This window comes from Pseudomonadales bacterium, from assembly GCA_024234165.1.
GTDB lineage: Bacteria > Pseudomonadota > Gammaproteobacteria > Pseudomonadales > UBA5518 > UBA5518.
In genome coordinates this window covers 751036-771634 of the sequence record JACKOP010000003.1, presented here as the reverse complement: position 1 = coordinate 771634, position 20599 = coordinate 751036, and the positions used below count along the sequence as shown (strand labels likewise).

22 protein-coding genes are annotated in these 20599 nt (G+C 67.3%); 13 read left to right on the top strand and 9 right to left on the bottom strand.

The features are described from left to right. Window position 1: 1 nt before the first annotated feature. Genes pstB through pstS form a run of 4 tightly spaced genes read right to left on the bottom strand, consistent with a single transcriptional unit; the run spans window position 2 to window position 3691 of the window. Window positions 2–784: a phosphate ABC transporter ATP-binding protein PstB gene (gene pstB / locus H7A12_12835; protein MCP5321690.1), complete on the bottom strand. Its 783-nt coding sequence runs from the start codon at window positions 782–784 to the stop codon at window positions 2–4. Between the two features lie 38 nt (window positions 785–822). Next, complete coding sequence (gene pstA, locus H7A12_12830) at window positions 823–1665, bottom strand: phosphate ABC transporter permease PstA (GenBank protein ID MCP5321689.1); 843 nt, start codon at window positions 1663–1665, stop codon at window positions 823–825. 7 nt (window positions 1666–1672) lie between these two features. Beyond that, a complete protein-coding gene (pstC, locus tag H7A12_12825) occupies window positions 1673–2629 on the bottom strand; it encodes a phosphate ABC transporter permease subunit PstC (protein MCP5321688.1) in 957 nt (318 codons plus the stop codon). Between the two features lie 9 nt (window positions 2630–2638). Then, window positions 2639–3691 carry a phosphate ABC transporter substrate-binding protein PstS gene (gene pstS / locus H7A12_12820; protein MCP5321687.1) on the bottom strand — a complete coding sequence of 351 codons (1053 nt, stop codon included), beginning with the start codon at window positions 3689–3691 and terminating at the stop codon, window positions 2639–2641. Window positions 3692–3862: 171 nt separating this feature from the next. Between pstS and H7A12_12815 the strand changes: the two genes are divergently transcribed. The 8 genes from H7A12_12815 to H7A12_12780 all read left to right on the top strand — a co-directional run bounded on the left by H7A12_12815 (window position 3863) and on the right by H7A12_12780 (window position 10195). After that, window positions 3863–4810 carry an HlyD family efflux transporter periplasmic adaptor subunit gene (locus H7A12_12815; GenBank protein MCP5321686.1) on the top strand — a complete coding sequence of 316 codons (948 nt, stop codon included), beginning with the start codon at window positions 3863–3865 and terminating at the stop codon, window positions 4808–4810. After that, window positions 4807–5727 carry an ABC transporter ATP-binding protein gene (locus tag H7A12_12810; GenBank protein MCP5321685.1) on the top strand — a complete coding sequence of 307 codons (921 nt, stop codon included), beginning with the start codon at window positions 4807–4809 and terminating at the stop codon, window positions 5725–5727. The genes H7A12_12815 and H7A12_12810 overlap by 4 nt, the downstream gene beginning before the upstream one ends. A gap of 35 nt (window positions 5728–5762) precedes the next feature. Next, window positions 5763–6887: an ABC transporter permease gene (locus H7A12_12805; protein ID MCP5321684.1), complete on the top strand. Its 1125-nt coding sequence runs from the start codon at window positions 5763–5765 to the stop codon at window positions 6885–6887. 167 nt (window positions 6888–7054) lie between these two features. Further along, window positions 7055–7465, top strand: coding sequence for a nucleoside diphosphate kinase regulator (gene rnk, locus H7A12_12800; protein MCP5321683.1), 411 nt, complete (start codon window positions 7055–7057; stop codon window positions 7463–7465). 97 nt (window positions 7466–7562) lie between these two features. Beyond that, window positions 7563–7871 carry a PepSY domain-containing protein gene (locus H7A12_12795; GenBank protein ID MCP5321682.1) on the top strand — a complete coding sequence of 103 codons (309 nt, stop codon included), beginning with the start codon at window positions 7563–7565 and terminating at the stop codon, window positions 7869–7871. Between the two features lie 5 nt (window positions 7872–7876). Next, window positions 7877–8182: a PepSY domain-containing protein gene (locus tag H7A12_12790; GenBank protein MCP5321681.1), complete on the top strand. Its 306-nt coding sequence runs from the start codon at window positions 7877–7879 to the stop codon at window positions 8180–8182. After that, window positions 8182–8862, top strand: coding sequence for a response regulator transcription factor (locus tag H7A12_12785; protein MCP5321680.1), 681 nt, complete (start codon window positions 8182–8184; stop codon window positions 8860–8862). The genes H7A12_12790 and H7A12_12785 overlap by 1 nt, the downstream gene beginning before the upstream one ends. Continuing rightward, the gene (locus tag H7A12_12780; protein MCP5321679.1) at window positions 8837–10195 is read left to right on the top strand and encodes a GHKL domain-containing protein; all 1359 of its coding nucleotides are present in this window, start codon (window positions 8837–8839) and stop codon (window positions 10193–10195) included. Before H7A12_12785 ends, H7A12_12780 begins: the two co-directional genes overlap by 26 nt. Here the strand turns inward: H7A12_12780 and H7A12_12775 are convergent, their stop codons facing one another. After that, window positions 10196–10408: a hypothetical protein gene (locus H7A12_12775; protein MCP5321678.1), complete on the bottom strand. Its 213-nt coding sequence runs from the start codon at window positions 10406–10408 to the stop codon at window positions 10196–10198. Here H7A12_12775 and msrP point away from each other — a divergent pair. The 3 genes from msrP (at window position 10407) to H7A12_12760 (ending at window position 15733) form a co-directional block, all read left to right on the top strand. Continuing rightward, window positions 10407–11351 carry a protein-methionine-sulfoxide reductase catalytic subunit MsrP gene (gene msrP / locus H7A12_12770; GenBank protein ID MCP5321677.1) on the top strand — a complete coding sequence of 315 codons (945 nt, stop codon included), beginning with the start codon at window positions 10407–10409 and terminating at the stop codon, window positions 11349–11351. The two genes, H7A12_12775 and msrP, sit on opposite strands and share 2 nt — an antisense overlap. After that, the gene (locus H7A12_12765; GenBank protein MCP5321676.1) at window positions 11302–12024 is read left to right on the top strand and encodes a sulfoxide reductase heme-binding subunit YedZ; all 723 of its coding nucleotides are present in this window, start codon (window positions 11302–11304) and stop codon (window positions 12022–12024) included. Before msrP ends, H7A12_12765 begins: the two co-directional genes overlap by 50 nt. A gap of 169 nt (window positions 12025–12193) precedes the next feature. Further along, window positions 12194–15733, top strand: a complete 3540-nt coding sequence (locus H7A12_12760) for a patatin-like phospholipase family protein (GenBank protein MCP5321675.1) — start codon at window positions 12194–12196, stop codon at window positions 15731–15733. A 78-nt stretch (window positions 15734–15811) separates the two neighbouring features. On the opposite strand, the gene H7A12_12755 is transcribed toward H7A12_12760, so the two are convergent. Both H7A12_12755 and aqpZ read right to left on the bottom strand, forming a co-directional pair. After that, window positions 15812–16408 carry a peroxiredoxin gene (locus H7A12_12755; protein MCP5321674.1) on the bottom strand — a complete coding sequence of 199 codons (597 nt, stop codon included), beginning with the start codon at window positions 16406–16408 and terminating at the stop codon, window positions 15812–15814. Between the two features lie 55 nt (window positions 16409–16463). After that, window positions 16464–17195: an aquaporin Z gene (aqpZ, locus tag H7A12_12750; GenBank protein ID MCP5321673.1), complete on the bottom strand. Its 732-nt coding sequence runs from the start codon at window positions 17193–17195 to the stop codon at window positions 16464–16466. 389 nt (window positions 17196–17584) lie between these two features. Between aqpZ and H7A12_12745 the strand changes: the two genes are divergently transcribed. Both H7A12_12745 and H7A12_12740 read left to right on the top strand, forming a co-directional pair. Further along, the gene (locus H7A12_12745) at window positions 17585–18205 is read left to right on the top strand and encodes a hypothetical protein (GenBank protein ID MCP5321672.1); all 621 of its coding nucleotides are present in this window, start codon (window positions 17585–17587) and stop codon (window positions 18203–18205) included. Window positions 18206–18211: 6 nt separating this feature from the next. Further along, a complete protein-coding gene (locus tag H7A12_12740; GenBank protein MCP5321671.1) occupies window positions 18212–18715 on the top strand; it encodes an SRPBCC family protein in 504 nt (167 codons plus the stop codon). Window positions 18716–18979: 264 nt separating this feature from the next. Here H7A12_12740 and H7A12_12735 read toward each other — a convergent pair whose 3' ends face one another. Together H7A12_12735 and H7A12_12730 are read right to left on the bottom strand one after the other, a co-directional pair. Next, window positions 18980–19216: a hypothetical protein gene (locus tag H7A12_12735; GenBank protein MCP5321670.1), complete on the bottom strand. Its 237-nt coding sequence runs from the start codon at window positions 19214–19216 to the stop codon at window positions 18980–18982. Window positions 19217–19325: 109 nt separating this feature from the next. Then, window positions 19326–20588 carry a type II toxin-antitoxin system HipA family toxin gene (locus H7A12_12730; protein ID MCP5321669.1) on the bottom strand — a complete coding sequence of 421 codons (1263 nt, stop codon included), beginning with the start codon at window positions 20586–20588 and terminating at the stop codon, window positions 19326–19328. Window positions 20589–20599: the final 11 nt, after the last annotated feature.

Below are 20599 nucleotides of genomic sequence, written 5' to 3'. Positions count from 1 at the left end.
CTCAGCCAAAACGGCCGGTGATGTAGGCCTCGGTCTTCTCGCTCTCTGGCCTGATGAAGATATCGTCGGTACGGCCGAACTCGACCAGCTCGCCCAGGTACATGTAAGCAGTGAAATCGGACACACGTGCCGCCTGTTGCATGTTGTGCGTGACGATCACGATCGTGAAATCGTTCTTCAGTTCGTTCAGCAGCTCCTCGATGCGCATGGTCGAAATCGGGTCGAGCGCCGAAGTCGGCTCGTCGAGCAGCAGCACCTCCGGCTTGACGGCGATGCCACGCGCGATGCACAGGCGCTGCTGCTGACCACCGGAGAGGCTCATGCCGCTCTGGTGAATCTTGTCCTTGACCTCGTCCCACAGCGCTGCCCGGCGCAGCGCCCATTCGATGCGCTCTTCCATTTGTCCCCTGGAGAGTCGCTCGTGCAGGCGTACGCCGAATGCAATGTTCTCGAAGATCGACATGGGGAATGGCGTCGGTTTCTGAAAAACCATACCGACCCTGGCGCGCAGGGCATGGACGTCGATCGTGCGGTCGAGAATGTTGCGGCCGTCGAGCAGCAACTCGCCCGTGGCGCGCTGCTCGGGATAGATGTCATACATGCGGTTCATCGTGCGCAGCAGCGTGGACTTGCCGCAACCGGAAGGGCCGATGAAGGCAGTAACGCAGCCCTTGTAGATATCCAGACTGATGTTCTTCAGCGCATGGAACCGGCCATAGTAAAAATCCACGTCCTTGAAAGCCATGTGCGGCTGCAGGCCGTCAGGCACCTTGGTCATCGTCATCGTGTGCGTCCTTTCAGTCATGCATGGCACCGGCGCTTTCAGTGTTTGTGCTTCTCGCGAAACATCAGACGGGCGGCCACGTTCAGCCCCAGCACGCCGAGCGTGATCAGGAATACCCCGGCCCAGGCGAGGCGCTGCCAGTCCGGAAACGGACTCATCGCAAACTTGAAGATCGTCACCGGCAGGTTGGCCATCGGCTTGCCGAGATCGATGCTCCAGAACTGGTTCGATAACGCCGTAAACAGCAGCGGCGCCGTCTCGCCGGCGATGCGCGCCACGGCAAGCAGCACGCCGGTGACGACACCAGCAACCGAGGCCTTCAGCGCCACCCGCACGATCACCACACGCTTTGGCGCACCAAGGGCGAAAGCGGCCTCCCGCAGGGTGCCCGGCACCAGCCCGAGCATGTTTTCCGTGGTGGCGACCACCACCGGAATGACGAGCAGTGCCAGCGCCAGCACACCCGAGAAACCGGAGAAGTGGCCGACACGGGTGACGTAGACGGCGTAGATGAAAAGACCAATGACGATGGACGGCGCCGACAGCAGAATGCCGTTGATGAAGCGCGTGGCCCGACCAAGCCACGTACGCTGGCCGTATTCCGCCAGATAGATACCGGTGAGGATGCCGACCGGCGTGCCCAGCGCGGTGGCCAGAGTAACGAGGATCGCGCTCCCGGCAATGGCGTTCAGCAACCCACCTTCGTCAGCGCCAGGCGGCGGTGTCATTTTCGTGAAGAGTTCGAACGAGAGCCCGGCAAGTCCGAGTTGCAGCGTGGTCAGGAGGATCCAGGCCAGCCAGAACAGGCCGAACGACATGGCGGCCATCGACAGCGTCAGAGCGGCCTTGTTGACCAGCTTGCGGCGCATCAGAAGATTCATCGTTGACTCACCCCCGGCTGCCTTCCCGCCTGCCCGGGCGCAACAGCAACCTGGACAGCACGAGTACGGCCAGGGTGATGAGAAAGAGGATCAACCCCAGCTCGATCAGCGCAGCCGTGTAAAGCCCCGGTGCCGCCTCCCCGAACTCGTTGGCCAGGGTGGACGTGATGCTGTTGCCAGGCATATAGAGCGATGCACCGGAGAATGCGTTGCTGTTGCCAATGACGAACGTCACGGCCATGGTCTCACCGAGCGCGCGTCCCATGCCGAGCATGACGCCGCCGATGACGCCGACGCGGGCGTGTGGCAACACCACATGCCACACGACCTCCCACGTCGTCGAGCCGACGCCGTAGGCCGACTCCTTGAGCAGGATGGGTGTCACCGCGAAGACATCGCGCATCACCGAGGCGATGAACGGGATGATCATGATCGCCAGGATGATGCCGGCGGTGAGCAGGCCAATGCCCAGCGGCGGGCCAGCAAACAGCGCGTTCGCGAAAGGCAGGCGCCCCAGCGTGGCAGAGAGCGCCGGCTGCACCCGTTCAGCGAAGATCGGCGCAAACACCATCAGCCCCCACATGCCGTACACGATGGACGGCACCGCCGCCAGCAACTCGATGGCGATGCCCAGTGGTTGGCGCAGCCAGACCGGTGACAGCTCGGTCAGGAACAGCGCGATGCCAAAGCTCACCGGCACCGCGATGACGAGCGCGATCAGTGATGTCACGAGTGTCCCGTAAATCGGGATCAGCGCACCGAAACGCTCCAGCGGCGGATTCCATTCCGCGGTCCAGAGGAAGGCGAAGCCCAGTTTCTGCAGCGCCGGCCAGGAACCAATGACCAGGGAGCCGATAATGCCGGCGAGCAGAAGCAACGTCAGCAGCGCGAAGGCGCGCGTCAGGTTGAAGAACAGCCAATCGCCAAGCCTTTGACCAGCGGTACTGCCGTGCGGCGTGCCCATGGGTGCAATCTACTTGTCGGCGGTGACGGAGTTGCCGGGCGCATCCTTGATCTGGCCCCACGCACCGTGGACCAATTCGACCAGGCTGTCGGGCAACGGCACGTAATGGAGGTCCTGCGCCATCTTGCCACCGTTCCTGTACGCCCAGTCGAAGAACCGGATGACTTCCGCTGTCTGCGCGGGCTTGTCCTGCACCTTGTGCACCAGAATGAAGGTAGCGCCGGTGATCGGCCAGGAATCCTTGCCCGGTTGGTCGGTCAGGACCGCGTAGAAGGCCGATTGGCTCCAGTCGGCATTCGCGGCCGCGGCCCTGAAACTCGCATCGACCGGCTCGACGAAAACACCGGCGCCATTCTTCAAGATGACGTGTGCGAGCTGGTTCTGCCTGGCGTAGGCGTACTCGACGTAACCGATCGATGCGGGCACACGCTGGACGAAGGCAGAGACGCCCTCGTTGCCCTTGCCACCGAGCCCTCCCCTTGCCGGCCATTGCACCGCCGCGCCTTCGCCGACCTGCTGTTGCCACGCGGTACTGACCTTGGACAGGTAACTGGTAAAGATGAAGGTGGTGCCCGAACCGTCGGCACGGTGCACCACGGCAATGCCTCTGTCCGGTAGCGCAAGACCCGGGTTCAGCCCGGCGATCGCCGAGTCGTTCCACCGGACAATCTTGCCAAGGTAGATGTCGGCCAGCACCGCGCCAGTCAGCTTGAGTTCACCCGGCTTCACGCCCGGGAGGTTCACCACCGGCACGACTCCGCCGATGACCGCTGGAAACTGCATGAGACCGTCCTTCTCCAGCGCCTCGGGCTTGAGCGGCATGTCGGAAGCACCGAAGTCGACAGTCCCTGCGATGATCTGCTTGATGCCACCGCCCGAGCCAATCGACTGGTAGTTGACGCGGTTGCCGGTGGCCTTCTGGTAGGCATCGGCCCACCGGGCGTAGATCGGTGCGGGAAAGGAAGCGCCCGCACCGGTCACTTCGGCCGCCTCCACGCACGAGGCGAGCACTACGCCGGCCACAGTCGCCAACACGAGACGTTTCGTGAATCCTGTCGACATGTCTTCACACCATTTCAACGAATGCTGCGTGAAGTCTATTTCGGCCATGTGACAGGAATATGACGAGACACGCGCCGCTCTGATCGTACGGGAAGCCCTGAACGGCTGCCGGCACCGGCTGCGACGCTTTTGCACTATATTGCGCGCTTGCCCGCAACGGAGAAAGCCCGGATGGTCGAGTGGTTGTGCGGTTTCGCACTGATCGCACAGGTATTCTGCAGCAACGCCGAGCCCCCACTGAGCGGCTATATCGAAGGCGAAACCGTTTTCATCGCACCGATCGCGGCAGCGCGCGTGGAATCGCTGGCAATCCGCCGTGGCGACAGCGTGCGTGCAGGCGATGCGCTCGTCACCCTGGACAGCGCCGATGCGCACTACGCGCTGGAGGCAGCACGCGCACGCGTCGCCGAAACCGAGGCGCGGCTCGGCAACCTGACCACCGGCAAGCGCGCCGAGGAAATTGCCGTGATCGAGGCCAGCCGGGCCGCAGCGCGCGCCGACCTCGCGCAGGCCGGGCTGGATCTGGAGCGTATCGGCGACCTCGTGCGTCGCCGCGTACAGAGCCAGTCCGCGCTCGACCAGGCGCGCACCGCACACGATGTGGCGAAGGCGCGTCTCAGCGAAATCGAAGCCAGCCTGCAGGTTGCCGGGATAGCCGCGCGTGTGCAGGAAATCGAGGCCGCGCGGCGCGTGGTCGACGCTGCACGGGCAGAGCTGAACGATGCCGAATGGCGGCTCGGGCAACGCACGCTGAGTGCACCGGCGAACGGTCGCATCGAGACCGTGATCCGCTACCCGGGAGAAATTGCCGGACCGTCGGCACCGGTACTGATGCTGCTGCCGGACGCGAACCGCAAGCTGCGCGTGTTCGTTCCGGAGCCGCGCATCGCCCGGGTGCGAATCGGCGATCTGCTCGCAGTGAGCTGTGATTCCTGCTCGCAGGCGCTGCAGGCTCGTGTGAACTTCATCGCGGCTGCGCCCGAGTTCACGCCGCCACAGATCTACTCGGTCGAAAACCGGCAGAAACTCGTGGTGCTGGTCGAGGCGGAACCGATCGGCGACGCCCGACTGCTCGCGCCGGGACAGATCGTCGACGTCACGCTGCCCGCTGCACCATGAACGTCATCGACGTGCGCGGGCTCACCAAGCGCTTCGCTGATCGCACGGTTGTCCACGGCATCGATCTGCAGGTGCGCGAGCGCGAGATCGTGGGATTCCTCGGACCCAACGGCAGCGGCAAGACGACGACGATCCGCATGCTGTGCGGCCTGTTGCGCCCCGATGCAGCCGAAGGGAGCTGCCTCGGTTTCGACGTGAAGCGCGATGCCGCAGCGATCAAGCGCCAGACCGGCTACATGACGCAGCGCTTCTCGCTCTACGAGGACCTCACGGTCGAAGAGAACCTCGATTTCGTCGCGCGCCTCTACGACCTGCGTCCGCGGGCTGCACGCGTCGCGCAGACGCTGGCGCAAAGTGGGCTCAGTGCTCGCCGCCACCAGTTGGCCGCCTCGCTCTCGGGTGGCTGGAAGCAGCGCCTCGCGCTGGCCGCCTGCGTGATGCACGAGCCCAAGCTGCTGCTGCTCGACGAGCCGACCGCGGGCGTAGATCCGCAGGCACGTCGGGAATTCTGGGACGAGATCCATCGGCTCGCGGATGCCGGCGTGACCGTACTGGTCTCGACACACTACATGGACGAGGCCGAACGCTGCCATCGCATCGTCTACATCATGGACGGCGTCATCCTCGCCGACGGCACGATACCGGAACTGATAGCGGGAGCCGGCCTGCACACCGTCACAGTGCGGGGTCCGGGTGTCGTCGCGCTGCGCCCGACGCTAGAGAGCCTCGATGGCGTCGATGAAGTCACGCCGTTCGGTGAGGCGCTGCACCTCACCGGCACTGACCACGCCGCACTGATGGCAGCGATCACACCGTATCGCGACAATCCCGCGCTGAGCTGGACCGAAGACGAGACTTCGCTGGAAGACCTGTTCATCCACCTGCTGCGCTCGCGCCGGACCGGGGAGCGACCTTGAGCACGCGCTGGAAACTCTGGCCGCGCGGCAACGGCATGTCGCTGTCGCGCGTACTCGCGGTGCTGATCAAGGAATTCATCCAGTTGCGCCGTGACCGCGTGACCTTCGGCATGATCCTCGGCGTGCCGCTGATCGAGCTGGTGATCTTCGGTTTCGCGATCAACAGCGACCCCAGGCACCTGCCTACGGCGCTGTTCGTGCAGGACCACAGCGCCTACAGCCGCGCCGTGGTGAACGCATTCGCGAACTCGGGCTACTTCGAACTGCAAGGCCAGCATGCCGGGCGCCACGCGGGTGACCGTGAACTGCTGCGCGGCGAAGTGGCTTTCGTGGTGACGATTCCGGAGGACTTCACGTATCGGCTGCTGCGCGGCGAGCGTCCGCGCGTGCTGCTCGAGGCGGACGCCACCGACCCGGCGGCGTCGTCGAACGCGATCGCCACTACCGAGATGCTGGTGCGCAGTGCACTCGCAAACGAGCGTCTGGCCGCAGCCGGAACGGACCCGGGCAACCCGGCGTTCGAACTCGTCACGCACCGACGCTACAACCCCGAAGGCATCTCGCAGTACAACACCGTGCCCGGACTGCTCGGCGTGATCCTGACCATGACGATGGTGATGATGCCGGCGCTGGCACTCACGCGCGAATCCGAACGCGGCACGATGGAGAACCTGCTCGCGATGCCGGTGACGCCGCTCGAAGTGATGTTCGGCAAGGTGCTGCCGTACGCCGGCATGGGCGCAGTGCAGGTGCTGATCATCCTCGGCGTCTCGCATGCGGTGTTCCACGTGCCGATGCTCGGCTCCTACGCATTGCTGTCGGTGATGATCGCGCTGTTCATTGCCTGCGTGGCCACGCTGGGTTATCTGATCTCCACGGTGGCGCGCAACCAGATGCAGGCGATGCAGATGACGCTGTTCTTCTTCCTGCCGTCGATACTGCTTTCGGGCTTCATGTTCCCGTTTCGCGGCATGCCGCAATGGGCGCAGACACTCGGCGAGTTGCTGCCGCTCACGCACTTCCTGCGCATCGTGCGCGCGATCATGCTGAAGGGCGCCGGATTCGCCGACGTCGTGACACACACCGGCCCGCTGCTGCTGTTCCTGCTGCTGGCAGCAGCAATCGCGCTGCGACGCTTCAGACGCACCCTGGATTCCTGATCGCCGGGAAACCGGCAAGAGCGGCAAGAGCGGCAAGAGGCTATGAACGCACCTCCGGCACGTTTACCATGGGCGCATCCCGCACGCATCCGTTCGGCAACCGCCTGGCCATCGGCCGCCCTGTTGCCGTCCGGATCGGGCCATATGCACATCCAGAGGATTCCGTCATGTCGACACCACCCCCGATCACCGTCTCCAGCCTCGACCTGGAACGCGTCGAGCGCCATCTGAACGGCGAGGCCGCCCGCCGCATGCCCGGAATCGACGCGCTGCAGGCCGAACTCGACCGCGCGACCGTGGTCGAGCCGGAGGAGATGCCGCCCAATATCGTCACGATGAACTCCACCGTGCGTTTCCGTGATGACAACAGCGGCAAGGAGTACGAACTGACGCTGGTGTACCCCGACGGTGCAGGCCAACCCGGCACGGTGTCGGTACTGGCACCGATCGGCAGTGCATTGCTCGGCGTTGCAGTCGGGCAATCGATCGCGTGGGTGGTTCCCGGCGGGCGCGCGATCACGCTGCGCGTGCTGGAACTGGTACGCCAGCCCGAAGCGATGGGTGAATACCATCGGTGAAGAAAACTTGCAGCGAATCGTTCAGCTTCGGTTCAGCGACACTGGCTAACCTGTACTCGTTGCCATGGTGGCAACACCAGTGAAACAGGAGTACCTCATGAATACCGTCGCATCACGCATCGCTGCCGTCCTTCTGCTCGCTTCGGGAGCCGCGTTCGCCAGCGAGGACATTGGCCCGGACCAGGCCGTGAAGCTGCTGCAGGAAGGCAAGATCAAGTCGTTCGAGGAGCTGAACGCCAGCGCGCAGGCCAAGCACCCGGGCGCAACGATCGGTGAAACCGAGCTGGAGCAGGAATACGGTCGCTATATCTACAAGGTCGATCTTCGCGATCCCCAGGGCCAGAAGTGGGATGTAGACCTCGATGCAGCCACGGGAGAAGTGCTGCAGGACAGCAAGGACGACTGAACCCCATGCACGCACGCCCCATCGCGGCAGCAGCAGTTCTGCTGCTCGCTGCCGCGACGGGCAGTGCCCGCGACATCGGCCACGACGAAGCGCTGCAGCTGCGACGCAGCGGCGAACTGCTCGCGCTCGCGGAGCTGCTGGAGCGCGCACGCACCCGTTACCCCGACGCCACCCTGCTCGAAGCCGACCTGGAACGGGAAAGCGGCACCCTGGTCTATGAACTCGAGCTGCTGACCCGCGATGGGCGTGTGCGCGAACTGGAGTTCGACGCCCGCAGCGGCACCCTGCTGAGCGACAAGGATGAGGACTGATGCGTCTGCTCCTGGTCGAGGACAACGTCGCGCTGGCAGACGAGCTGTTGCCGCTGCTTCGCCACGAAGGTTACGCCGTCGACTGGATCGTCGACGGGCGTGACGCCTCGCTGCGCGCCCACGACGACAACTACGACCTGGCGATCCTCGACCTCGGTCTGCCGGGGCGCAGCGGCATCGACGTGCTCGGCGATTGGCGCCGCGCCGGGCTGCCGCTCGCCGTGCTGATCCTCACGGCGCGCGACAGCTTCGCCGATCGTATCGCGGGGTTGCGCGCCGGAGCCGACGACTACCTCCCGAAGCCGTTTCATCCCGACGAACTGCTGCTGCGGGTGCGTGCGCTGCTGCGCCGCCAGCACGGCTCGGTCAACACGCCACGCCTGAGCGCGGGCGGGTTCATGCTGGACGAGGAACGCAAGTGCGTCGATACGGGAGCCGGGACGATCGAACTCAGCGCTGCCGAGTTCCGGCTGCTGCGCGTGCTGATGCTGAATCCGGGGCGGATGCTGTCGCGCGCTGCGATCGAGGAACACCTGTACGACGGCGCAACCGAGCGCGACAGCAACGTGGTCGAGGTGCTGGTGAACCGCTTGCGACGCAAGCTCGGACGCGACGCAATCGAGACCCGGCGCGGACTCGGCTACCGCTTGCGCGATGACACAAGCCCCCGCGAGGCCTGAGTTGGCCGGCGCATCGATCGCACGGCGCCTGAGCATCGGACTCGCCGCCAGCCTGTTGTTGACCGCTGCCGCACTCGCGCTGGTCGCGTCCGTCCTGTTCGAACGCGCGTTGCGCGAACACGCGCTCGGCCTGCTGGAGGATGACGCACGCACGGTGCTTGCCTCGATCAACAGCGGTCCGCAGGGGCTGTGGATCGATCGCCAGCATCTGCCACGCGTGTTCGAACGTCCGCTGTCCGGACGCTACTTCGTGGTGGTGTCGGCAGCCGGTACCTGGCGTTCGCGCTCGCTGTGGGACCATGAACTCGCCGTGCCCGACATTGCGGGAGCGGTCCCGGGGCTCATTGCCGGGCCGCAGGGGCAGCGGCTGCTGTGCCTGCGCACAAACTATCGCCGTCATGGCCAGTCACTGGCGATCATGGTTGCCGCCGACGTGGCGCCGCTGCTCGCCGATTTCCGCCGGATCGGCCTGCTGCTGCTTGGCCTGGGCGCATTCGCCGTGCTGGCACTGACCGCGATGCAGCGCGCCTGGATGCGCCACAGCGCGCTCGACCCGCTGCGTCAGGCGGGGCATCAGGTACACGAGCTGACCGAAGGCCGGCGCGATCGCCTCGACGCCACGGTGGCGGTCGAGCTGCAGCCGCTGGTTGCTGCGATCAACCGCCTGCTGGCACACACCACGCAGTCGCTCGCGCGCTCGCGCCAGGCGCTCGGCAACCTGGGCCACGCGCTGAAGACTCCGCTCGCGGTGCTGCTCGCGCTCGCCGAACGCAGCGACGAACCGCTGCGCACGAAGCTGCTGGAGCAGATCGCACAGATGCAGCAGCGCATCACGCGCGAACTCGGCCGTGCGCGCACGGCCGGCGCTCTGCGCGGGGCGCTGCGCTTTGCGCCACGGCAGGAACTCCCGCTGCTGGTCCGGGCGCTGCAGCAGGCGCACGCGCGCGACATCGCGATCACGTGGGAAGCGCCCGACGCAACGCTGGCGCTCGAGCGCGACGATATGCTCGAACTGCTCGGCAACCTGCTCGACAACGCCTGCAAGTGGGCACGCTCGCGCGTCGACCTGCGTATCACGGAGCAGTCGCAACTGCTGCTCATCCAGGTCGAGGACGACGGACCGGGCATCGCCGAAGGTCGCGAGACCGAGGCACTGAGCCGTGGCATGCGCCTCGACGAGCAGACACCGGGTCACGGGCTGGGGCTCGCGATCGTCAGCGATATCGTCGCTGCATACCACGGGGAACTGGTACTGGGGCGTGCCGGCCTTGGCGGGCTGGGCGTCGGGATACGCTTGCCGCTCGCAACCGAAGTCCCCGACGCCAGGACCTGATCACACGCACTGCGAAGAGATAGTGCCCCCGTCGACCACGAGTTCGGTCGCAGTGCTGTAGCTCGCGCAACGAGCGGTCTGCGTCGACGGCCCGGCGACGGCAGCCAGCGCGTCGCTGACGGTCGAGCGCTGGCGGATCCCGACCGTGATGTGACAGGCGCAGCCGTACCACGGATAATGCGGCGCATTCTCGATTTCCGGAGCTACCGCCATGGAACGCCACCGGACTTTTCCGACCCCCCGGCCCTCCGAGATCACGTCCGAGTCGGCCTACCTGACGCGCCGTGAGCTGCTGATCGGCGCGCTCGCGGCAACGGCGGCCGCGGCCGCACCTGCGGCTGAAGCGCCAGCGCCCACCCTGCACTTCCAGCGCAATTCCCGTTACGTCGTTGCCGACAAGCTCAATACCCGGGAAGAGATCACGAACTACAACAATTTCTACGAGTTCGGCACCAGCAAGACCGATCCGGCTGCCAATGCCGGCAGCCTGCGCACGCACCCCTGGAGCGTCACGGTCACCGGTGAAGCCGAAGTGACCGGCCGTTTCACCCTGGAGGACATCCTCAAGCCGCACCCTCTCGAAGAGCGCATCTACCGCCTGCGTTGCGTCGAGGCGTGGTCCATGGTGATCCCGTGGATCGGCTTTCCGCTCGCCGATCTGCTCCGGCGCTTCAAGCCGACGTCGCGGGCGAAGTACGTCGAGTTCACGACGCTCCTCGATCCGGCGCAGATGCCCGGTGAGCGCAGCGACGTGCTCAAGTGGCCCTACACCGAGGGCCTGCGCATCGATGAGGCGATGCACCCGCTGGCCCTGATGGTCGTCGGGCTCTACGGGCGCGAGCTCCCGAATCAGAATGGCGCACCGCTGCGGCTCATGGTGCCGTGGAAGTACGGTTTCAAGAATGGCAAGTCGATCGTGAAGATCCGTTTCACCGAAAGGCAGCCGGCCACCACCTGGGCGATTGCGGCGCCGGACGAGTACGGCTTTTACGCCAACGTGAATCCGACGGTCGATCATCCGCGCTGGAGCCAGGCCACGGAGCGGCGCATCGGCGATGGCTTCTTCGCTGCGCGCCGGCCGACGCTGATGTTCAACGGCTACGCGGATGAGGTGGCGAGTCTCTATCGGGGCATGGATCTTCGGCGCAACTTCTGAGGCCTCGCGCGCTGCACGCACCATGTCGTCCGTCGATCGCCGCTATCGCTTCCTCTACAAGCCACTCGTATTCACGGCCTGCCTCGTGCCACTGCTGTGGGCCGTCGGCGGCGTGCTGGCCGGAGCGGGTCTCCTGCACCTGCCCGTGCCCGGACTCGGCGCCGACCCGGTGCGGCGCGTGCTCGGCATCTTCGGCAAGACGACACTGAACCTCCTCGGCATCACGCTTTGCGTGTCGCCGCTGCGCGTGTTGACGGGCAACGCGCAACTCCTGCGCTTGCGGCGCATGCTCGGGCTCTTCGCATTCAGCTACGCGCTGCTGCATTTCCTCGTCTACATCGGCCCGTTCCAGGGCTTCGACTGGAGCGCCATCGGCAAGGAGCTCGGCAAGCGCCCGTACATCATGGTCGGCTTCAGCGCGCTCCTGATCCTCTCGGCGCTCGCGGCGACTTCGACCCATCGCATGCAACGCCGGCTCAAACGCAACTGGCAGCGACTGCACCGCCTCGTCTATCTCGCGGCGATACTCGGCGTGTGGCACTACGGCTGGCAGGTCAAGAAGGATCTGCGCGAACCGCTGCTCTATGCCGCAGGACTTGCCGTGCTGCTCGGCTGGCGGCTCTGGAATCAACGGCGGCTCAACACCCAGCGCGGCACGCGCCGCCAGCCCTGAACGAGCTCGCGATCGAGCGCAACATCAGCGTCTTGCGCCCGGCCTGCGGTCCGCACGGCGAGGAGCGCCAGCAGGCCAGGTTCCGCTTTCTCGCCTCGATGGCGCCACAGCTGCGGCGCGTGACAATCTCGCCGGCAGCGCCTAGATTGCAAGGCCTGCGAGGATCGCGATGCCCGAAGCAGCCCCCCCACCCGCCGACGCCGAGGATCCAGGCTTCGCCGCGCTGCGCATGCAGGAGCACGAGGCGCTCGCCGCGCGCCGCAGGATCGCGCTCGGCGACGGGGCCGATCCCACCGCACCGCGCATCGGCCTCGCGATCTCGGGCGGCGGCATCCGCAGCGCAACCTTTGGTCTCGGCCTGCTGCGCGGGCTCGCCAGGGGGCGGGTGCTCGAGCGGCTCGACTACCTGTCCACCGTCTCGGGCGGCGGCTTCGTCGGCGCGATGTTCGGCCGCATGGTCGCGGTGCTGGGCATCGCCGACGCGCAGGCGATGCTCGCACACAGCGCGTCGCCGGCGCTCGACTGGCTGCGCCGCAACGGCCGCTACCTGACACCGGCAGGCGCGCGCGACGCGTCGTTCGCGTTCGTGACCTACCTGCGCGCGATCCTCGCGATCCATGTCGAGGCAATGCTGCTGTGCCTGCCCTTCGTCCTCGCCGTGCTGCTGCCGCACCTAGTGCTGCAGGGCACACAGGGCGCCGATTGGGAGCCCGGCGCCTGGCCCGCCTGGCAGACGCCGTGGTGGCCCCTCGCGCTCGGCGTCTGGCTGCTCTTCGCCCCGGGCCTGATGACGGCCTACTGGGCGGCACGCGAGGGCACGCTGATGCCGATCCGCGACAGGGTGCTGCTCGCGATCTGCGTCGCCGCCGCGGCCGCGACGAGCGCGCTCGCCTGGCCGGGGCCCGATGCGCTCACGCGCGGCGACGGCTCCGCGCTCGCGGTGCTCGCGGCGCTGCTCGCCGGCTGGTCGGGCGCGGCGGGCATGGCGTTCACGCCGCTGCGCCTGGCGCTCGGCCAGAATTCGCGCAGCCTCGCACTGGCGCTGATGCGCAACAAGCTCACGCGCATGCTGCGCTGGGTCACGCTGGCCGCGGTCGCGATGCTGCTCGCCGGCGTGTTCGACCTCGTGAGCTGGTGGCTGCTCGAGGGCCTGCAGGGCGGCGAGACCTGGATCTGGGGCGGCGTCGGCATCGGCGGCGCGGGCGTCGTCGTGCTGCGCGCACTCGCCCAGCCGCTGCAAAAACTCGCCGAGCGCGCCGGCGCGCAGACGCAGGCAGGCTGGGGTCCGCGGCTGCTCAATCTCGCCGGCATCGTCGGCCTCGTCGCGCTGCTGCTCGCGTGGCTGGTGCTCGCGCAGTGGCTGGTCTTCGCGCCCGAGCCCTTCGCGGCGCTGGGCGGCATAGGCGCCGACCTGCGCGCGCTCGCACTCGCGTCGCTCGCGCTGGCGTGGTGGCTGCTGACCGCGCGCAACGACCAGATGGCCAACGCGTCGTCGCTGCACAGCTTTTATCGCGCACGCCTGACGCGCGCCTACCTCGCGGTCGGCAACCGCGGCCGCGGCATCGTCGTCACGGGCGGGGAGCTGCCCGGTGCGCAGAGCGTGCGCGAGGTGCTGCCGGGCGACGACATCGATCTCGCGAACTACCACCCCGAGGACAAGGGCGGGCCGATCCACCTCGTCAACGTCTGCCTGAACCAGACCCGCGACGACGCCTCGCGCCTGTACAACGCCGACCGCAAGGGCACGCTGCTCACCGCAAGCGCGCGCGCGCTCGAGATCGGCAGCCGCGAGGCGGTGGCGACGCCTGCCAACGCGGGAACGCTGGGGCGCTGGGTCGCCGCGTCGGGCGCTGCGGCGTCGCCGGGGGCGGGCTCGTACACGTCGACGGGCTGGGCGCTGCTGCTGTTCTTCCTCGGCGTGCGGCTGGGCTACTGGATGCCCGCGGCGCGCACGCCACAGGCGGGCTGGCCGGCGTGGATGCGCCACGCCTGGACGCTCGCCGCCAAGCCGCTGATGCTGTGGAGCGAGGTCGCGGCGTCGTTCTATGGCACCGCGCGCCCGCGCTGGTACATCTCCGACGGCGGGCACTTCGACAACACCGGCGTCTATGCGCTGCTCAAGCGCCGGCTCGACTTCATCCTGCTCGCCGACGGCAGCGCCGACGCCGACTACGACCTCGCCGACATCGAGAACCTGGTGCGCAAGGCACGCATCGACTTCGGCGCCGAGATCGACTTCTACACCCACGACGAGGCCGCGCGCATGCTCGCCGGCACCGGCCGCGAGCTGACCGTGCTCTCGCCCGAATCGCTCGCCGACAGCCACTCGGCGCGCGGCGTGCTGCTGGCGCGCATCCGCTACGCCGCCGACGCCGCCGGCCGGCGCACCGAAGGCACGCTGCTCGTCGTCAAGCCCAACCTGCACGATGCGCTCGACCTCGACCTGCTCGCCTACGCGCAGCGCCATGGCGCGTTTCCGCACGAATCGACCGGCGACCAGAGCTTCGACGAGGCGCAGTGGGAGAGCTACCAGCGCCTGGGCGAGGACTTCGGGCGCGCGATCACGCTCGACTGGCTGGCCCGCCTGCCGGGCTGGAGCCGCAGCGCCAGGCATCCAATGACGGTCGCGACGCGGCTGCGCGCCGACGCAGCACCGCGCGCCGCGGCGAGCGAGCCGCTGTGGCGGCGCAGCACGCGCGCGACGGCGATCGGCACCACCCTCGGCCTGAGCGTGTCGGGCACGCTGCTGCTCGGCCTGTGGCAGGTGGCCGAGCAACTGCGCCGGGACAGCGCGACGCAGCAGGACGACGCGCGCACGCTCTTCACCGAGGTTTCGAAGGACTTGCGCGGTCTCGACGGCAGTTGCCCCAACGTCGCCGACCACACCGCGACGCAGCTCATGCTGCTGCGCGACCTGCGCCGCGGCCAGCGGCTCCAGCCGCTCGAGCGTGTCGGCGTCGATCAGCTCTTCGCGCATGTGCGCGAGGAGTGCGCACGCCAGCCGGCGGCGTCCAGCGAGTGCGCCGCCGCGGTGCAGCGCGCTGCGGCCGGCATCTGCGCCGTCGTCGACAAGCCCTGGGAGCAGGGCGAGGCGCTGAGCTACTGGCATCCGGCCGAAGCCAGGGTCACGCTGGCGAGCCTGTTGGCGCGCGAGCCCGCCGAGCGCAACGTCGCGCTGGCGCCCGCGGACGGGGTCGGGGCGCCGGCGCGCGAGCCGGCTGCAACGGCGCCGCCACCCACGCCAACGACGCGCGGCGAGGACGATGCCGCGCCGTCAGCCACCCCGCCCGCACCTGCGCCGGTGCTGCCGAGCTGCGGTCAGGCTGGCCATCCGGTCCGGCTCTACGTCCAGATCTACGACGAGGCGTCGCGCGCCGCGGCGAGCGCGGTCGTGCGCGAGATCGCGCAGCAGTGGGGCGACGCGGCGATCGGCGTCGCGCCGATCGAGAACGTGACCCGCTCGGCCGAGGTGCGCGGCCAGCGCCGGCCGGCGCCCTGGCCGCAGCCGACGCTGATCGTCCACGGGGGCGCCGACAAGCCCTGCGCCGCCGACCTCGCCACGCTCGTTCGCACCGTGCTGCCCGCCGCGCCCGGCCGCGCGCCCGATGTCTGGGTGCGCGACCTGCCACGCTCGCTCAAGGCGCAGCCGGGCGTGATCGAGCTGTGGATCCCGCCGCGCGAGGCGGCGCCGGCGAAGGCGGGTAGCTGAGAGCGGCCGCCGCCTCCGTTCGCGTCGCCGAGACGAGCGCCAGGCCGACGGCGCAGTCGTCTTATCGCGCTGTCGCGGTCATTGCGCCTTGGCTGCCGCGAGCTTTTCAACCGCCGCCAACGACTTCGTGACATGGTCCGTGGGCGAGACGTTGTCGTCTGCCGATGAAAACACGGCCACGATCCGTGAATCGGGTGCGATGACGAACGTGGTGCGCTCCGTGAACGCGTGATCGATTTCCATCCTGCGGGTGTCCTTCGCACCGGGCTTCATTTCCATCACCTTCAGGTCATAGGACTTCGCGATCGCTCCGTCGGGGTCGGATGCCACCGGAAACTTGCCCGCGCAATACGCCGGATCGGCCGAGAAATCGTTGAGTCTTGCGATGCTGTCGTGCGACACGCCCAATATCGAGGCGCCGGCCGCGTCGAACTTTTCCTTGTTTACCGCGAACGTATGGGCCTCGATGTTGCAGCCACCGGTATAAGCCGACGGGTAGAAATAGACGACGACCGGACCCTTCTTCAGCGTCTGCGCGAGCGAGAACCTGAAGTCCTTCCCCGCCACTGACGCCAGGGTGGTGAAGTCGGGTGCGCTCGTGCCCGGCTTCAAAGCCGCCAGGGCAGGCGCCGCCAATGCGCCCAAAGCGATCAATCCAAGTACGATGGTCTTCATGACAAGTTCTCCTGGGTACCGTCCCTTGACCTTTCGATGGCCACAGCCCCTCGCCTCAGGCGATATCACCCGTGATGCCCGGCCGTGCCGCCTCTTCGCTCGTGAGGCAGCGGTACAAGACTCCGCCGATGATGCCGCCGATGATCGGCATCAACCAGAAGAACCACAGTTGGCCCACGGCCCAGTCTCCCTGGAACAAGGCGACGCCAGTCGAACGGGCGGGGTTCACCGAAGTATTGGTGACCGGAATGCTGATCAGGTGGATCAGCGTCAGGGAGAGGCCGATTGCGAGGCCTGCGAAACCGGCCGGCGCACGACGGTGCGTGGCGCCCATGATGATGAAGAGGAAGAAAGCGGTCATCACAATCTCGCAGATGGTCGCCGCGCCCATCGAGTAGCCGCCCGGCGAGTGCTCGCCATAACCGTTCGACGCGAAGCCGCTCGCGGCGGCATCGAAGCCTGCCTTGCCAGTCGCGATCAGGTACAGCACGCCGCCAGCAACGATCGCACCGATGAGCTGCGCGACGACGTAGGGCGCCACTTCCTTCCATGGGAAGCGGCCGCCGGCGGCGAGCCCGAAGGTGACGGCGGGATTGATGTGGCAGCCGGAGATGTGCCCGATCGCATAACACATCGTCAGAAGCGTCAAGCCGAATGCGAGCGCCACGCCAGCAAAGCCGACACCCAGCTCCGGAAATGCTGCGGCCAAAATCGCCGTGCCACAACCGCCCAGTACCAGCCAGAACGTGCCGAGGAACTCGGCCGTGCAACGCCTGCCCAGATTCATGATGCCCCCCGTGGAGTTGGTTGCCTGTCGCTCGCCAAGGGTAATCGGGTTGCGTTGCCCCGCAAAGGGGCGGCAACACCGTCCAGCGCGCATCGGCGTTGGCAGCCAGCGCCTGGCGAAAGCATTGAACGGCCTGGCAGCCGGTGTGAAAATGCACGGGACGAGTGATGGCCACGCCCCTCGCCGCCTTGATTGTCATCCAACGCGCGGCCCACTTCTGGCATCTGCAGAAGGAGGCGTGCCATGTCCAGCACCTCGTTCGGCATCATGGGTTTTCGCATCCTGGCGCTCGCGACGCTGTGGCTGCTGTGGCTCGAGGCCACCGCGAGCGCGGCATGAGCGGCGTGCTGCGGGTGCAGGAGTAGCCCATGGCATGGCGGCTGCCCGCCCTGGCACTGCTGACCATCCTGCCCCTGCCCGCCGCCGTGGCCGACCCCCTGAGCGATGCCCAGGCCCGCTTCGACGCGCTGCACGGCTACGAGGTCACGCTGCGCTCCACCGACGCGCAGGGCACGCAGCAGGTGATCCGCTATTTCTTTCGCAAACCCGGCTGGGTGCGCATGGAGTTCGAGCAGCCGCACCGGGGCGCCGTGTTGATCTACGCGCCCGACACCCGCCGCGTGCGCCTGTGGCCCTTTGGCCTGGGGCATTGGCCGGAGCTGAACCTGGCGCCGGACAATCCGCTGCTGCGCGATCCGCACGGCCACCGCGTCGATCGCTCGGACGTGGGCGTGCTGCTGGCCGACATGCGCGCCCTGAGCGCACTCGGCAGCACCACACCGCTGGGCGACACGGATCTGGCCGGCAGGGCGGCGACCGCGCTGGACATCACCGGCCCGCCCGGCGGCAGCGCGGGCGCGGTACGGCGCTACCGGGTCTGGCTGGCGCGGGACACCGGTTTTCCGCTGCGCGTGGACAGCTTCTCCGCCGACGCGGGCCTGATCGAATCCGTGGACATGAGCGACGCGCGCATCGACGTGCCGCTCCCCCAGCACTTCTTCACCCCCTGACCCCGCATGCGCAAACCCGACGCCTGCATCTATAAGCTGAGCTCCCGGTGGCGCTTCGATGCACCGCTGGATGCCGTCTGGAACGCCATTGCCGACGCGGACCGCTGGCCGCAGTGGTGGCCGGGCGTGGCCAGCGTGGTCCTGGACCCCGGCGACGCCCAAGGCCTGGGCGCCCTGCGACGCTACAGCTGCCGCGGCGCCCTGCCCCTGCGCCTGCGCTTCGTCGCCCGGGTCACGCGCATGGAGCCTCCGCACCTGATCGAGGGGCAGGCCTGCGGCGACCTGGAGGGCATGGGCCGCTGTCGTCTGAGCCATGACCGGGGCGAGACCCAGGTCTGCTTCGACTGGCAGGTGCACACCACCGGCTTCTGGCTGAACCGGCTCGCACCGCTGACCCATGTGCTGCTGCGCTGGAACCACGACTGGCTCATGCGCGCCGGCGGCCGAGGGCTGGAGCGCTATCTGGAGCACGACGCGGCTCTCTGTTCCATCAAAAAAGAGAGCGCGTAGCGTCACTGCCCTGACCCGGATTTCTCACACAAGAGGTGCGTCGGGTAAAGGTGGCACTCAGTTCGGTGCACGCCTGGAAGGGCGGCGTTCCTGCGTGCCTTCGAGTCGCCAAGCGCCGCGGCATGCCAAGCCGTGCAACAACACCCTCAGCCAGACTGTGAGAAATCCGGGTTAGGCGTTCGTAGTCGGCGGCCGTGGGCATGCACATGAACTCAGCCACATCGTTGGCCCGTTACTCGGCCACCGATTCGCGATCCTCACCGATCACGTCCTGCGCAGGCGCGTGAGAATTTCCTTGGCCAGTCGGCCGGCCTGATCGGTAGCCAGCATATTCATCGGATAGATCAGGATTGCCTTGAAGTCGCGCTTGTCTACTGCACGCTGTTGACGGCAGTGCTCCAGCACCGAATAGAGGAAGCACTCGGCCTTGCCCGTGTACTTGCGAAACGGCAGGCTGATGCTGACGTACGGCCCCCTGCGCGAGCTTCCCCGGCGTTGCAAGGAAGTCCGCCATCAAGGTCTCGAACCCGGGCGTCGTGGCCGGGAACGTCGTCGCGAGGAAATCCGCAACCCCTGGCGCACCTGTTCGGCGACGATCAATGGTTGCATGTCATTCCGGCTCCCTCGCTGGCCGGAATCCCGGATAGGCAAACGCCCCGGCGATCCGGTCGCCATCGGCATCGCTCACGCCGGCGGCGCGTGCGGTGGCAAACCATTGCGATTGCACGGTGGTCAGCATCGCTTCGACGATCGCGTGCGCATCGTCACGGCGCAGGCCGAAGCGCGCCGATTGCGAGAGCAGGTTTTCCGCCGTGGCGGCCCGGCCGAAATCCCCGATGGTCAGCGCCAGATCACGGCGCTCGCTGCTCACCTGCGGGCTGGGTGTCAGATCATAGGCCGGCGAGAGCTGCCAGTGACGACCACGTGCCAGCAAGGCATGGTTGCGCGGATGGTCGTCATTGTTGGAGATCAGCGCGTTGAAACACATGCGCCGGAACAGCTCCTGCGCATCCCGCTCGGCGTGCAGGCACGCCCGACGTACTTCTTCGGCCAGCAGCAGGTACGACCAGCGCGGACGGTCCTGGTAACCCTCGTCGGCGCGCAGCAAGCTCAGGGCGCTGACCATGCGGTGTCGCAGGTAACCACCGTCAGCCCGGTCGCGGTCGAAGCGGCGCACCAGCAACACGTCGCGCCCGGCCACGGAGACCACCTTGCTTTGCGCCACATCCAGGCCACAGCGTGCCGCCAGGCGCAGCATGGCGTGTTCAACCCGCGCCATGTTCCAGCGATCACTGGCGAGGTTGAACTTGGCCAGCCACAGCGCCGCATCGTCTTCGACCACCACCTTCGGGCGAGCGCCACCCATCGACGAACCCGCATGCAGCAGTTCGGCAACCTGCGCCGCAGTGGCGCCCTGCGACCGGCCGCCCTCGTCCAGCAAGGCTTCGGCAGCCTGCTGCAACGTCGCCAGTTCCAGGGTCTGGTTGTAGTCGCGGCGCGGCGCGGGTGGCAGCACGCCCAAGCCAAAACCCAGCGCCCCAGCACGATCATCGGCCGACTCCAGCAGATAGCCCAGCTCGTCCGCCGGCGGCCTGCCGGCGTGGCGCTCGATCACCAGCCGCCCCCAGTAATCGGGCCCGGCATCGCGCAGCGCGCCGAACACGCCCCGGTGATGGGTCGTCTGGTACTCGCGTTCGCCCAGGCGCAGCTCGACCGGATCGATCTCCACCGCGTCATCGCGCTGCAGATAACGACGGCCATAGACGAAACGCCCGACCGGCACACCGTTGCGCCCGACGCCCAGCTCGAACCGCCCGGCGGTGACGGCTTGCACCTGCCCCGGCAGGGTGATGTAGACGAAGCACTCACTCATGCCCGCGTCAT